This is a genomic window from Solimonas fluminis (genome assembly GCF_002930645.1).
GTDB classification, from domain to species: Bacteria; Pseudomonadota; Gammaproteobacteria; order Nevskiales; family Nevskiaceae; genus Solimonas_A; species Solimonas_A fluminis.
In genome coordinates, this window is the sequence record NZ_PSNW01000013.1 from 109,486 (window position 1) to 123,470 (window position 13,985).

Sequence of the window (13,985 nt, forward strand, 5' to 3'; positions counted from 1 at the left end):
GTGGTAGATCTCAGGGGGCCGCCGCAAGGCGGTCCCCTTTTCTTTTTGGATTTGCCCCTGGCAAACAGTAAGATGCGCGAAAATCCCGAGGAACGGTCCATGGACGACGGCGTCACGGCCAAGAAGCGCCGCAAGGGCATCTACCTGCTGCCCAACCTGTTCACCACCGGCACCCTGTTCGGCGGCTTCTACGCCATCGTCATGGCCATGGACGGGCGCTTCGAGAATGCCGTCTACGGCATCCTGGCGGCCATGATCGCCGACGGCCTGGACGGCCGCGTGGCGCGCTGGACCAATACCCAGAGCGACTTCGGCAAGGAGTTCGATTCGCTCTGCGACATGGTGGCCTTCGGCATCGCCCCGGCCATCCTGATCTATGCCTACTCCCTCAATGGCCTGGCGGACTACCGCTGGATCGGCGGCAAGCTGGGTTGGGTGATCGCCTTCACCTATGCCGCCTGCGCGGCCCTGCGCCTGGCCCGCTTCAACGTGCTGGCGGCCATCGCCAGTTCCAACAAGGATTTCTACGGCGTGCCGAGCCCGGCGGCGGCGGCGGTGGTGACCTTCTTCGTCTGGAGCTGCGTGGACGACAGCCACTCGCTGTTCGCCTGGGTGGCCGGCCACGTGCCCATCCACGGGCATGACGCCCTGGTCATGGCGGCGCCGCTGACCCTGGCCACGGCGCTGTCGATGGTGTCGAGCTTCCGCTACAACAGCTTCAAGAAGCTCAACCTGACGGCGCGCCTGAAGTTCCTGTCCTTCGCCTCGGTGGTCGGCGTGCTGGCCCTGGTGCTGATCGATCCGCCGCGCATCCTGTTCATGCTGTTCTTCGCCTACGCCCTGTCCGGTCCGGCGGTGGTGCTGTGGCGCCGGCTGCGGCGCAAGCCCGTACCGGCGGCATGATCCGCGGGACGGGTGGTTTGAAAGCCGGCCTGTAGATGCTCTAATATTCCGGACATGTCATCCGCAAACGGCCATTTCGCTGTTCCCGCTGCGCCCCAGGGCGCACGGCCGTTTGCGCGCGCGCTTCTTAGCCTCCTTCTTCTGTCGTAAGACAGAACATAAAGCGCGCGCCCGCACGGGGCCCAAACCGTGCAAAACCACCGAAGCACCCAAATTTCCCGCCGCCGGGAGTAGAATCGATGGATTCTCCTGACGGCACCTCATGCGAGGTAACCCCATGACCATGTTGAAGAATCCCGAGACGAAGTATCGTCCTTTCGCCCCCGTGCACCTGCGTGACCGCCGCTGGCCGGACGCCGTCATCACCAAGCCCCCGGTCTGGCTGTCCACCGACCTGCGCGACGGCAACCAGTCGCTGATCGAGCCGATGAACCACGATCGCAAGCTGGCGATGTTCAACCAGCTGATCAAGATCGGCTTCAAGGAGATCGAGGTCGGCTTCCCCAGCGCCTCGGAAACCGAGTTCGCCTTCCTGCGCCACCTGATCGAGAAGAACCTGATCCCGGACGACGTCACCGTCCAGATCCTGACGCCGGCGCGCGAACCGCTGATCCGCCGCAGCTTCGAGGCCCTGAAGGGCGCCAAGCGCGCCATCGTGCACTTCTACAACGCCACGGCCCCGATCATGCGCCGCGTGGTGTTCAACATGAGCCAGGACCAGGTGCTGGACGAACTGGCCGTGACCCATGCCCGCCTGATCCGCCAGCTGGCCGACGAGCGTCCGGAGACCGAGTGGGTCTTCGAGTACTCGCCCGAGATGTTCTCCGGCACCGAGCTGGACTTTTCCAAGCGCGTGGTCGACGCCGTGGTGGACGCCCTGGGCGGCACGAAGGAAAAGCCGGTCATCATCAACCTGCCGTCCACGGTCGAGCACTCCACGCCGAACATCTTCGCCGACATGATCGAGTGGATGCACCGCAACCTGGCGCGGCGCGAGGCGATCGTCCTGTCGGTGCATCCGCACAACGACCGCGGCACCGGCACGGCCGCCGCCGAGTTCGCCATGATGGCCGGCGCGGACCGCGTCGAGGGCTGCCTGTTCGGCAACGGCGAGCGCACCGGCAATGTCGACATCGTCAACCTGGCGCTGAACATGTATACCCAGGGCGTGCACCCGAACCTGGATTTCTCCGACATCGACGAGGTCCGCAAGACCGTCGAGTACAGCAACCAGCTGCCGGTGCATCCGCGCCATCCGTATGTCGGCGACCTGGTCTTCACCTCGTTCTCCGGTTCGCACCAGGACGCCATCAAGAAGGCCTTCTCGGCGCGCAAGGAGGGCGACATCTGGGAGATGCCCTACCTGCCGATCGACCCCAAGGACCTGGGCCGCAGCTACGAGGCGGTGATCCGCGTGAATTCCCAGTCCGGCAAGGGCGGCATCTCCTACCTGCTGGAGCACGAGTACGGCCTGGTGCTGCCGCGCCGCCTGCAGATCGAGTTCAGCCAGATCGTGCAGGAAGTGACGGACACCACCGGCAAGGAAGTCACCGCCGCCGACATCGAGTCGGTCTTCCGCCGCAGCTACCTGGAGGCGCGGAGCCCCTACGGCTACGTGGCGCACCACCTGGTGGAAGACTCCACGCGCGATTCCGTGGAGCTGTCGACGGAGATCACGGTGGACGGCAAGTCCCAGCGCATCGCCGGCCAGGGCAATGGCCCGATCGACGCCTTCATCAACGCCATGTCCAAGGTCGTGGGCGAGCGCCTGACGGTCCAGGATTACCACGAGCACGCCATCGGCGCGGGTGCCGATGCGGCGGCGGTCAGCTACATCGAGCTGAAGCTGGGTAGCGGCAAGACCCTGTTCGGCGTAGGCCGCGATGCCAACATCGTCACCGCGTCGCTGAAAGCCATCCTGTCCGGCGTGAACCGCGCCCTGGCCCAGCGGGCCGGCGCCCAGCGCGCGGCCTGACGCGGAGGCTTTCCCCTCTCCCGCATGCGGGAGAGGGGACTGGCTTCCCGCTGCCCCGGACAGGGCGACATCTTCTCCGCGGCAGGTACAATCCCCCCATGCATTCGTCCCGCCGCCAGCAGGTGCTCGATGCGCTCGGGATCGAGCGCTGGCAGCTTCGTGCGGGCGGCGAGGCGGCTGAAGTCCCGGGAGCGCCGGAGGTGGAGGCGGCAGTGCTTCCTCCGCCGTCCCGGGAGCCCGCCGCGCCGCCGCCGGCACCCAGCGCGCCGCGCGCCTCCCTGATCCCGCAGGCCAACCCGCGTCCGCCCACCGCGCCGGCCGTCCGGGCGGCGCCGGTTCCGGCGCCGCTGGCCGAGGTTCCGGCGGACTGGGATGGCCTGCGCGCCGTGGTCAAGGACTGCCGCCAGTGCAAGCTCTGCCAGACCCGTACCCAGACCGTGTTCGGCGTGGGCATCGAGACGGCGCCGCTGATGGTGGTGGGCGAAGGGCCTGGCGCCGACGAGGATGCGCAGGGCGAACCTTTCGTCGGCCGCGCCGGCAAGCTGCTGGACGAAATGCTCAAGGCCATCGGCCATTCGCGCCGCGAGAACACCTACATCGCCAACGTGGTGAAGTGCCGTCCGCCGGGCAATCGTGATCCGGAGACCGACGAGGTGGAGTCCTGCCGTCCCTACCTGGAGCAGCAGATCCGCCTGGTGAAGCCGAAGTTGATCGTCGGCCTCGGCCGCATTGCCGCTCAGCGCCTGCTCAACACCGATGCGCCGCTGTCGCGCCTGCGAGGGCCGCTGTACCACTACGGTCCCGACAGGACGCCGTTGCTGATCACCTATCACCCGGCTTACTTGCTGCGCAGCCCGCGCGAGAAGGCCAAGAGCTGGGAAGACCTGAAGAAGGTGCACCGCTTCCTGCGTACGGGTTCGCTGTCGTGAGGGTGTTCGCGTGAGCGCCCAGCCGCAGGAACTCTGGCGCTTGGCGCCGATGCATCCCTCGCACCTCAGGCAGGTGCTGGAGATCGAGCATCGCGTGTATTCCTTTCCCTGGAGCGAGGGCATCTTCCATGACTGCCTGCGCGTGGGCTACAGCTCCTGGGTGGTCACCAATACGCTGGGCGAGGTGCTGGGCTACGCGCTGATGAGCATGGCGGTGGGCGAGGCCCACATCCTCAATCTCTGCGTCAGCCCGGAACACCAGCGCCGCGGCATCGCGCAGTTCCTGATGCGTCACCTGCTGATGGTGGCGCGCGCCGGCAACGTGACGCTGGTGCTGCTGGAAGTGCGCGTGTCCAACCGGCCGGCCCAGCGGCTCTACGAGCAGTTCGGCTTCAAGCGGCTGGGGCTGCGCAAGAACTACTACCCGGCCGACGGCGGGCGCGAGGACGCGCTGGTGCTGGGGCTGGACCTGGCCTGATCCGGAACTGACGAAGGGAGCGGTGCGATGGGCAGTGTGCCGGGCAGCCGCAAGCAGAGGATTTCCTGGGCGTTCTACGACTGGGCCAACTCCGCCTTCGCCACCACCGTGATGGCGGGCTTCTTCCCGCTGTTCTTCGCCCAGTACTGGGCTGGTGGCCTGGCGGCCGGGGAGCGCACCTTCTGGCTGGGCGTCGCCAGCTCGGTCTCCAGCATCGTGGTGATGATCCTGGCGCCGCTGCTGGGCGGCCTGGCGGACCGGCGCGGCTACAAGAAGCGTTTCCTGTTTGCCACGACCCTGCTCGGAGCCTGTTCCACCGCTGCGATGTACGGGGTGGCCCAGGGCGACTGGAGCACGGCGCTGCTGCTGTTCACGCTGGCGTCCATCGGCTTCTTCGCCGGCACTTCGTTCTACGACTCGCTGATCGTCAACGTCTCCTCCGAGGCGGACATGGACCGGACCTCGGCGCTGGGATACGGACTGGGCTATCTCGGCGGCGGCCTGCTGTTCGCACTCAACGTGTTCATGTTCCAGAAGCCTCAGAGCTTCGGCCTGGAGAACGGCGCGGAGGCGATCCTGCTGTCCTTCCTGATGGTAGGCATCTGGTGGGTGCTGTTCTCGCTGCCGCTGTTCCGCAACGTGCAGGAGCATCCGCAACCCGCTGCCGGCGACGACTGGCAGCAGCTCAAGGCGACCTTCCGCCAGATCCTGACGATGAAGCCGGTGCTGTACTTCCTGGCGGCCTACTGGCTCTATATCGACGCGGTGGACACCATCATCCGCATGGCGGTGGATTACGGCGTGAAGCTGGGCTTCGACCCCGGGGCGCTGATCAAGGCGCTGCTGCTGGTGCAGTTCCTCGGCTTTCCCGCCGCCGTGGCCTACGGTTGGCTGGCGGACCGCTTCGGCACCAAGACCATGCTGTACGTCGCCATCGGCATCTACATCGGCGTGACCTGCTGGGCCTACACCCTGCAGACCGAGGCGCAGTTCTACTGGATGGCCGCGGCCATCGCGACGGTGCAGGGTGGCATCCAATCGCTGTCGCGCTCCTATTACGCCAAGCTGATCCCGCCCGACCAGGCTGGCCAGTTCTTCGGCTTCTACAACATGCTGGGCAAGTTCGCCGCGGTGCTGGGGCCGATCGTCGTGGGCCAGACGGCGCTGCTGGTGGACAACCAGCGCCTGCCGATCCTGACGCTGCTGCCGTTCTTCGTGCTGGGAGCTTGGCTGCTGAGCAAGGTTCAGGGGCCTGAAAGCCGCTCTGTAGGGAGATAGTGCTAAGGGCTAAGGACTGAGTGCTCAGTAAAAGAATGCCGGCCCACTAGCCGCATCCAGCTTTTACTAAGCACTCAGTCCTTAGCACTCAGCACTGTCGGCGCTACGGCTGCTCAACCGCAAAATTGTCCGGCCGTTTGGCGCCGACCGTCCTGTAGAACTCGAACACCGGGCGCATGTCGGCCTCCCAGTTTCCCGTGGGGCGGAACAGCCACTCGATGCCGGCCTTCTTGCGCTTGTAGTCGATATAAGCCACCGCCACCGGCACGTTCGCAGCCTGGGCCATGTGCCAGAAGCCGCGCTTCCAGACGGTGACGCGCGAGCGTGTGCCTTCCGGCGTCAGCGCCAGCAGCAGTTGTGGCCGCGACTCGAAGATACGCACCGTCTCGGCGACCAGCCCGCCGGGGGCCGTACGGTCCACCGGAATGCCGCCCACACGGCGGAACAATCCACCCAGTGGACCCTTGAACAGGGTGTGCTTGCCGAAGAAATTGAAGTGCAACTGCGTGACGAAAATCGCCGCCAAGCCATAGACGAAGTCCCAGTTGGAGCTGTGCGGGGCGGCGATGATGATCAGCTTGGGTTCGTCGGGCAGGCGCACGTCCACGCTCCAGCCGGTCAGCGTCAGGATGCTGCGGCCCACCCAGTAGCGGAAGGCATTCGGCGCCCGTGGCACCGAGGGGCCGGCCTCCACGATGAAACGTTCGGTATGCGCCATCGCTTTCAGGTCCGTATCGCCTTGATGACCTGCGCCAACTCTTTCTGCAGTGCAGGTGTAGCGCCTTCCAGGTAGCGAAGCTGCTGGTAGATCCCGGCCGCGCGGCGCACGGCGCTGCCCAACTCCGGTGTTTCCAGGGCTACACGCTCGGCAAAGCTACCGGCACCCTCAGCAGGCCGCTGCGCGATGCCGGCGCGCAGCAGGCGCCTCTGCAGCTGTGCCCAGAGCCTGACCGCCACTTCCTGATTGCGCGCCGGCGTGAACTGCCGCAGCAGCAGCAGGCCGATGATTCCCAGGATCAGGCTCGCGGTAACGGTCAGCACGATGACCATGCTGCGCCAGTCCTGGATGCCGATGCGACGCATGAGGTCCATTTGTACCTCCGGACCATAGGCCAGCACCCAGCGGTTCCACTGGGTGTTCATCCAGTCCCACTGTGCGGTCAGATTGTCCCGGATCCAGTTCCACCCACCGCGTTGCAGGAAGCCGGGCAATTCGCCGCTGGCCTGCATCGCTTCGGACAAGCCGAGCTCGATGCGATTGGGCGCTACGGCCGCAGTAGGATCCACGCGCACCCAGCCCTTGCTTTCCAGCCAGACCTCGCTCCAGGCATGGGCATCGGCATCGCTGACGCGAAAGAAGTCGCCCAGTTCGTTCCTCTCGCCACCCTGGTAGCCGGTCACGACGCGTGCGGGGATTCCGGCAGCGCGCATCAGGAAGGTGAAGGCGCTGGAGTAATGCTCGCAGAACCCGCGGCGCGTTTCGAAGAGGAAGTCATCCACGCTGTTCCGGCCCAATGGCGGTGGCTGCAGGGTGTAGACGAACGGCTGTTGGCGGAACATCCGCAGCGCAGCCCGGATGACGGCCTCCGGGGCGGCGTGCTCCGCCTGCAACTGCTGGGCAAGAGCCACCGTGCGCGGATTGAACCCGCGCGGCAGCGAGAGATTGACTCTTCGGACCGACTCCGGGAGCTCTTTCTGCAGCACGTGATTCGGGTGGGAGGTCAGTACGTAGAGTTCGCGCGTGATGACGTCACGCCCCTTCATGAGTTGGTACTCGGAGGCGATGAAACTCTTGTCGGGCCGCGTGGTGGGGTCGGGGACGTCGAGCGCGAACAGCCAAGGGCCACGATGGGGTTCGACGATGATCTCGTAGCGTACCGCGGGCGGCAGCAGCTCCGCCTCCGGGGTCTGGATGCGCAGCGAGAGGCTGCTGGCCTTCCAAGCCCGTCCGTCGAAGCTGTCGAAGACCGGCCCGCGCCAGTAGCGTTCGCGGGGCGGCGGCTCACGGTCGAAGAACCGGACCGAGAAAGCCTGGCGGTTGGACATGATCAGGCTGGAGATATCACCGGGCGCCATTTCGTTCGACATACCGCTGAGCGCAGCGCCGGCATCCGACGGAATGCCCCAGAGCGGGCCCGGAATTCGCGGAAACAGCAGGAAGAACAGCAGGGTGATCGGCAGTGATATCGCCACCATGCGGCTGCCGCTGACCAGGATATTCCTCAGCGGCAGCGCTTCCGCGGGGTGATTGACGTCGATCAGCAAGGCGGTGATCGCGGAGGCGCAGAGCAGCAGATAGCCGGCGGTCCAGATTTCCTGGGAGTTCAGGAAGTGCGTCAACAGGATGAAGTACATCAGGAACACGGTAACCATGACGTCGCGGCGGGAGCGCATCTCCAGCAGCTTGAGCACCGACATGATCATCAGCAGGGCGATGCCGGGAAGTTGACCGTGGATGCGGCCATAGCTGGCGTAGATGCCTGCGAAGGACAGCACAGCGAGGCAGGTGCGAAGCCAGGGAGGTGGTAGTTTCCATTGGCGCAGCGCGATCAGCAGCCTCCATCCCAGACCGGCGGCCACGAGCGCGGACTCCCAGGCAGGCAAGCTGGGCAAGTGGACCACCAGCACCAGCGCCAGCACAGCGATCAGGCGTAGCAGCGAGGTTTGATTGAGGTAGTCTGAGGGGATTGCGGCTTTCATGGGAGCGACGGAAGGATCAGCCCGGCTTGTACAGCGCCAATTCGCGCAGGCAGTCGTTCTGGTGTATCTCGCCACGGCCTGGCTTCAGCTCGATACCTGGCAGGCGCAGGCCATAGGCATGCTGCCGGTCTTCCATATCCAGTACCCAGCGGGTGAGCTGTGAGAGGCGCGACTCGGGATCGAGATCGCCCAAGCTGTCCCATTCCAGCCACAGTTCCTGGTCCAGCAACTCGGTGAACTGCTTGACCATGGGGGCACCGGGCGATTTCGGCAGGCTTTTCCAGTGCACGGACTTCATCGGGTCGCCACGATGGTAGTTGCGCAGGCCAGCGAACTCGTCCTGGCCCGCGATGTTGCTGGGCATCTGGCCGATGGCGCCCGAGGCGGAGGGCGGCATTCGGCCGGCGGTAGCCGGCTTTGGATATACCAGGCAGGCCATGTCCAGTTCCGCCCAGGTCCAGGCGTGAAACAACCCGAGCGGAAACTCGGTGGACAGGCTGAATACCCGCGCAGGCAACCAGCCACGGCGTTCGGCAGGCAGCGCGATACGCAGGGTTGCCGTGCCCCGCGCCGGGACGTCGGCCATGACGGGTGGTTGGGTCTCCTTGGGCCAGGCCAGGGAGAAGCTGTAGCGCTGGGCAGGAGCAGGGTTGTCTACCAGAATCTCAAAATGCGCGACTTCCCCTGCGAACACGGGCGCTGTCTTGCCGGACCGCAGCTGCACGTTCACCAGGTTGCCATGGGTGTGGTGCATGCACACAAGCCCGAGGGCACCCAGCAGGAAGGTCAGCAGGAAGCCCATGCTGTTCGAGTAGTTCATCGAGCCCAGCAGCATCACCAGGCCCATGAACGCATAGCCGTAGCCGAAGCGCGTAGGCACGATATAGACGCGCGTCCTCGGTACTGGTATCGGACCGGGCTGGCGCTTGACACGCGCCATCACCCAGGCGTCGATACGGGCCTGAGCAAACCGGATCGGGTGCAGCAGGAGCTTGAACACCAGCCAGAGGCGCATCGCCCGCCGCTCAGGGGATGGCAACGCGTGCGAGGATATCGTCGGCCGTGGGTGCGCCGCCCTCGCGCTCGCTGGCGGCGATCAGACGATGATTGACCACGGCGGCGAATACCGCCTGCACGTCCTCAGGGATCACGCCCTGGCGATTGGACAGCAGCGCCCAGGCTTGCGCCGCTCGCTTCAGCGCCAGCGCCGCACGCGGCGACAGGCCCTGCCGCAAGCCGTTGTGCTCGCGAGTGAAGCGCACCAGCGCCAGGATGTAGTCCACCAGTGCCGGCATCACGCGCACGGCCTTGACCTGGGTCTGCAGGTCCATCAACTGCTGAGAGGACAGGGCGGGTTGAACCTCGGTCAGCAGGTCGCGGCGCTCGCGCTCCAGCAGCAGGGCCTTTTCGGCCTCCGCGGCCGGGTAGCCCATGGAAATGCGCATCAGGAAGCGGTCCAGCTGCGATTCCGGCAGCGGGAACGTGCCGATCTGCTGTGCCGGATTCTGCGTGGCGATCACGAAGAATGGATCGGGCAGGGGGCGCGTCTCGCCCTCGGCTGTTACCTGGCGCTCCTCCATCGCCTCCAGCAGGGCTGACTGCGTCTTGGGGCTGGCGCGGTTGACCTCGTCGGCCAGGACCAGCTGCGAGAAGATCGGCCCCGGGTGGAAGCGGAAGCCGGCAGCCTGCGGCTCGTAGATCGACACGCCGATGATGTCGGCCGGCAACAGGTCGCTGGTGAACTGGACGCGCTGGAAACCCAGGCCCAGGACCTTGGCCAGACTCAGCGCCAGCGTGGTCTTGCCCACGCCGGGAATGTCCTCGATCAACAGGTGGCCGCGGGCGAGCAGGCAGGCGGTGGCCAGGCGGATCTGGTTGTGCTTGCCGAGGATGATCTGGTTGAGCGCGTCGAGCGCTGGCTGGATGGCGGAGGTCATCGGTTCTGGAGGGTCTGGATGCCCCAGTGTATACGCCTGGCGGTGGCTCGTGGATGAACGGCAGTTTCGGCCCGCCCGGGGCCTCCGGGCAGGGTTTGCGACCCCGCCGGAACTGGGCCACCATACCGGCTTCAATACCCGCACGCCGGAGCACAGGTGGACCGATACAGCCGCGAACTGAACCGCGAACTGGCGCATGCGACCGACTACCGTACCTGGTACGAGGCCGCCGACGAGCTGGACCGCCGAGACGGCCTCACCGAGTGGAAGGAGGACGACACCTCCGATGACTATGACTGGCGCCTGATCCGCTCCCGCCTGCGCCAGATCCGCCAGTACCGCGAGGACCGTGCCTGGATCAAGCTGATCCACCACCTGCGCCAGGGTCTGCACTGGAACCTCGGCAACACCGGCAATCCAGAGCTCTATGGCATCTGCCGCGTCAGCACCAAGCACCTGATCCGCGACTACATCACCGAGGTGGCTTCGGCGCTCAACGAGCTCTGCGATCTGGAGCTGCCGGAATTCCCGCATGCGGTGAAGCTCAAGTTCTTCGAGGAGGTGGCCAAGTCCTACGGCCGCTCCGCGCTGATGCTCTCCGGCGGTGCCACGCTGGGCCTGTTCCATGTCGGCGTGGTCAAGGCGCTGTTCCGCGAGGGGTTGGTGCCCACCGTGATGTCCGGCTCCAGCGCCGGCTCCGTCGTCGCCGCCACGGTTGGCACGCGCGCGCCGCATGAAGTCGAAGAGCTGATGGACCCGGAGAGCGCCTACTACCACTTCTGGCGCATCCTGCCGATCCGCCACATGCTGCGCCGCGGCGCCGTGATGGACCAGAGCCAACTCAAGCGCGCCATCGCCAAGAACGTCAAGGACCTGACCTTCGAAGAAGCTGCCAGGCTCTCGGGCCGCATCACCAACATCACCGTCTCGCCGGCCGGCGTGAACCAGCAGCCGCGGCTGCTCAACTACCTGACCTTCCCGTACCTGTACATGCGCGAGGCCGTGCTGGCCTCCTGTGCCGTGCCCATCCTGTTCCCGCCGGTCATGCTGATGACGCAGGACGAGAACGGCGAGCGCGTGCCCTACATGCCGCTGCTGCGCTGGAACGACGGCTCCCTGAAGTCCGACCTGCCGACGCTGCGCCTGCGCCGCCTGCACAACGTCAACCACTTCATCGTCAGCCAGACCAACCCGCACGTGCTGCCGTTCGTCTCGCGGCACGAGCCCAATACCCGCGGCCTGCTGCGCGCCGCGCGCAATTACGCCTTCTCTTCCATCAGCGGCCAGGCTCGCAGCATTCTCGACCTGGCGCGTTCCAACATGCCCAACGGCGTCCTGCGCACGCCGCTGGACACCGCCAGCTCGATCCTGGACCAGGACTACCGCGGCCACATCAACATCTTCCCCGAGGTGAGCATCTGGCGTTACGCCAACGTCACCGCCAACCCGACGATGGAATCGATCAAGCGCTTCATGCTGGAGGGCGAGCGCGCCACCTGGCCGCGCATCGAGATGATCCGCAACCAGAGCCTCATCAGCCAGACGCTGGACCAGTGCATGGAAAAGCTGGAGAGCCTGGGTACCGTCGTGGATCTGCCGCGCGGCAAGCCGGAACTGCGGGTGGTGAAGGGCGAGAGGGCTCGCCTGGGCAAGCCCTAGAATCTTGCTTGGACCATTGAACAGGGTCATGACGTTGTGACAACAATGCCCGCCGGCCGGCGGGCATTGTTGTTGTGTTCTCCCCAAGCTCGCCCTCCAGGGGAGTTGGCGGCATGGAACCACGTTTCGTGCGGGCCGGAAAATTTAGTGCGTCCGGACTGCCAACAAAGTCTCAGCTGACGACTGAATCCGATTGCCGGGCTGGCATGGGCTCTTGTTCACTCCGGGTCATCTTCATTTGTCTCGGAGTGTGCTCATGCGCCTGCGTGCCCCGCATCCGGTGCTGCGGTTGTTCAGCCTTCTGCTGGTCGCCTGGGCGAGTCTGGCATACGCGCCGGACGCCGCCGCCTGTGTCATCACCGAGTCTCAGCCATCGAGTATCCACTTTGCCGTCAGCGGGCAATGCGCCGATGAGGGCGAAGCACTGCTGGCCTGCATCGAATTCATAACCCCGCACAACTACACCCATCCGCCTTGGTGCTCATTCGGCGGGACCGTCGAGGGCCAGTATGTAATCGGTGCCGGCTGGCTGGATCACGCCGGCCCAGGCTCGGGAAGCCCCTACTACAACGGCAAGTTTTTCTACTGTCCCCCTGCCAATACCCCGAACTACAAGTACGCAGGCGACACGCTGGTCATCTACCGAACCGGTCCGCTGAACACCCCGCAGTGTCCATGGCCCGCCCCGGACCGTCAGGAGCGCCAGACACCGGGCAGCAGCCAGGGCTGCCCGCGCCAGAGCAGCACCGGCGGGCTGCCGGCGGCTGGGCCGTCGCGGCTGCGCAGCAATCCGGTGGACTGCAGCGACGGCAGCAAGATCCAGGACGAAACCGACTACCAAGGCGCCGACTTCGACTGGCGGCGCAGCTTCGACGGCCGGGGCCTGCCGGCGGAGATGGACTGGCGCTTCGCGGTTCCGCGGCTGAGCGTCAGCCAGACGCTGATCTACGACGTCGCCATCTTCACCTATGGCCCCTGGCGCCGCGCCTTCATCCGCCAGACCGGCCAGACCAACTGGACCAGCAACCGCACGGACGACGGCAAGCTGGAAGTGATCGGCGGCCAGAATGTCTTCCGGGAAGCCTCCGGGCGCCGCTACAGCTTCGATGGCCAGGGCCTGGTGGTGCTGATCACCGAGCCGGACGGGCGCCAGACCGCGATCAGCCGCTTCCCCGGCAATGCCTGGGGCGGTGTCACCGAGCAATGGCAGACCCCGAACGGCCGCAGCTACGGCTATGCCGAAGACCCTCTGGGGCGCATCCGCGCCTTCACCGACCCGGCAGGGCAGACCACCCTGTATCACTGGGACGCCATGGGCCGTCTGAGGACCGTCACCCATCCCGATGACACCCCGGAAGATCCTGACGACAACCCCGTCCGGACCTACCTCTATGAAAACGAGCCGACACCCCGGGCTTTGACCGGCATCCTCGACGAGAACGGCGACCGCTACGCCACCTACGCCTATGACGCCCAGGGCCGGGTGACGCTCAGCGAGCACGCCGGCGGTGCCGGCCGCACCACCTTCGAATATCTCAGCCCCACCAGTACCCGGGTCCGGACCTACCAGGACGCCAGCCGCTACACCGAGGAACTGATCAGCCACGCCGTCTTCGGCACCCAGGGCGCGCGCATCACCGCGATCCAGTACGGCGCCTGCCCGGACTGCGGCCTCACCACCGCTACCGAGAGCTACAGCTACAACAGCTCCGGCGGCCTGACGTCCCATACCGACCGCCGCGGCGTCGTCACCACCTACACCACCAGCGGCAACCGCCAGACCAGCCGCACCGAGGCCTCCGGCACGCCGCTGGCCCGGACCATCTCCACCAGTTGGACCAGCAGCTGGGATACGGTCGCCACGATCACCCAGCCCGGCCGTACCACGACCTACTCCCGCAACAGCCTGGGCCAATTGGTGGATGCCCGGGTCACCACCACCACGGCTGGCTCCCGCATCACCACCTACAGCTACCACGCCGGCAACAAGCAGCTGGCCACGATCAACGGTCCTCGCACCGACGTCGGCGACATCAGCAGCTTCGCCTATGACGGCCAGAACAACCTGAGTCAGGTGACCAACGCCCTGGGGCAGGTCACGCAGATCACCGACCACGACGCGCACG

General features: G+C 65.9%; 11 protein-coding genes. 7 read left to right on the forward strand and 4 right to left on the reverse strand.

Annotated features, from left to right (window positions below; all coding sequences use genetic code 11):
• Positions 1-99 precede the first annotated feature (99 nt).
• The 5 genes from pssA to C3942_RS19035 all read left to right on the forward strand — a co-directional run bounded on the left by pssA (position 100) and on the right by C3942_RS19035 (position 5,563).
• Positions 100-903, forward strand: a complete 804-nt coding sequence (gene pssA, locus C3942_RS19015) for a CDP-diacylglycerol--serine O-phosphatidyltransferase (protein WP_104231953.1) — start codon at positions 100-102, stop codon at positions 901-903.
• A gap of 283 nt (positions 904-1,186) precedes the next feature.
• Positions 1,187-2,878, forward strand: coding sequence for a 2-isopropylmalate synthase (gene leuA, locus C3942_RS19020; protein WP_104231965.1), 1,692 nt, complete (start codon positions 1,187-1,189; stop codon positions 2,876-2,878).
• Between the two features lie 98 nt (positions 2,879-2,976).
• Positions 2,977-3,807, forward strand: coding sequence for a uracil-DNA glycosylase (locus tag C3942_RS19025; RefSeq protein ID WP_104231954.1), 831 nt, complete (start codon positions 2,977-2,979; stop codon positions 3,805-3,807).
• A gap of 10 nt (positions 3,808-3,817) precedes the next feature.
• A complete protein-coding gene (gene rimI / locus C3942_RS19030; protein ID WP_104231955.1) occupies positions 3,818-4,285 on the forward strand; it encodes a ribosomal protein S18-alanine N-acetyltransferase in 468 nt (155 codons plus the stop codon).
• 27 nt (positions 4,286-4,312) lie between these two features.
• On the forward strand, positions 4,313-5,563 hold the full coding sequence (locus C3942_RS19035; RefSeq protein ID WP_243393672.1) for an MFS transporter: 1,251 nt from the start codon (positions 4,313-4,315) through the stop codon (positions 5,561-5,563).
• A 103-nt stretch (positions 5,564-5,666) separates the two neighbouring features.
• Here the strand turns inward: C3942_RS19035 and C3942_RS19040 are convergent, their stop codons facing one another.
• From C3942_RS19040 to C3942_RS19055, 4 genes are read right to left on the reverse strand one after another with little or no spacing between them, the layout of a single operon-like run.
• Positions 5,667-6,281, reverse strand: coding sequence for a lysophospholipid acyltransferase family protein (locus tag C3942_RS19040; protein WP_104231956.1), 615 nt, complete (start codon positions 6,279-6,281; stop codon positions 5,667-5,669).
• 5 nt (positions 6,282-6,286) lie between these two features.
• Positions 6,287-8,263: a transglutaminase TgpA family protein gene (locus tag C3942_RS19045; protein ID WP_104231957.1), complete on the reverse strand. Its 1,977-nt coding sequence runs from the start codon at positions 8,261-8,263 to the stop codon at positions 6,287-6,289.
• Between the two features lie 16 nt (positions 8,264-8,279).
• Positions 8,280-9,278: a DUF58 domain-containing protein gene (locus tag C3942_RS19050; protein ID WP_104231958.1), complete on the reverse strand. Its 999-nt coding sequence runs from the start codon at positions 9,276-9,278 to the stop codon at positions 8,280-8,282.
• Positions 9,279-9,288: 10 nt separating this feature from the next.
• Entirely contained in the window at positions 9,289-10,200 is a 912-nt protein-coding gene (locus tag C3942_RS19055) for an AAA family ATPase (protein ID WP_104231959.1), read from the reverse strand.
• A gap of 156 nt (positions 10,201-10,356) precedes the next feature.
• Here C3942_RS19055 and C3942_RS19060 point away from each other — a divergent pair, with 156 nt between their 5' ends.
• Both C3942_RS19060 and C3942_RS19065 read left to right on the forward strand, forming a co-directional pair.
• Positions 10,357-11,859 (forward strand): DUF3336 domain-containing protein, encoded by a 1,503-nt coding sequence (locus C3942_RS19060; RefSeq protein ID WP_243393673.1) that lies wholly within the window; start codon positions 10,357-10,359, stop codon positions 11,857-11,859.
• A gap of 256 nt (positions 11,860-12,115) precedes the next feature.
• Positions 12,116-13,985 (forward strand): RHS repeat domain-containing protein (locus C3942_RS19065; protein WP_133164365.1); only part of this gene is annotated, 1,870 nt, incomplete at its 3' end.

Bases quoted from the DNA above. Each gene is read 5' to 3' on its own strand.
- C3942_RS19035 (WP_243393672.1), top strand. From the start codon at position 4,313: ATGGGCAGTGTGCCGGGCAGCCGCAAGCAGAGGATTTCCTGGGCGTTC.
- C3942_RS19040 (WP_104231956.1), bottom strand. From the start codon at position 6,281: ATGGCGCATACCGAACGTTTCATCGTGGAGGCCGGCCCCTCGGTGCCA.
- leuA (WP_104231965.1), top strand. From the start codon at position 1,187: ATGTTGAAGAATCCCGAGACGAAGTATCGTCCTTTCGCCCCCGTGCAC.
- C3942_RS19025 (WP_104231954.1), top strand. From the start codon at position 2,977: ATGCATTCGTCCCGCCGCCAGCAGGTGCTCGATGCGCTCGGGATCGAG.
- C3942_RS19045 (WP_104231957.1), bottom strand. From the start codon at position 8,263: ATGAAAGCCGCAATCCCCTCAGACTACCTCAATCAAACCTCGCTGCTA.
- C3942_RS19055 (WP_104231959.1), bottom strand. From the start codon at position 10,200: ATGACCTCCGCCATCCAGCCAGCGCTCGACGCGCTCAACCAGATCATC.
- pssA (WP_104231953.1), top strand. From the start codon at position 100: ATGGACGACGGCGTCACGGCCAAGAAGCGCCGCAAGGGCATCTACCTG.
- C3942_RS19050 (WP_104231958.1), bottom strand. From the start codon at position 9,278: ATGCGCCTCTGGCTGGTGTTCAAGCTCCTGCTGCACCCGATCCGGTTT.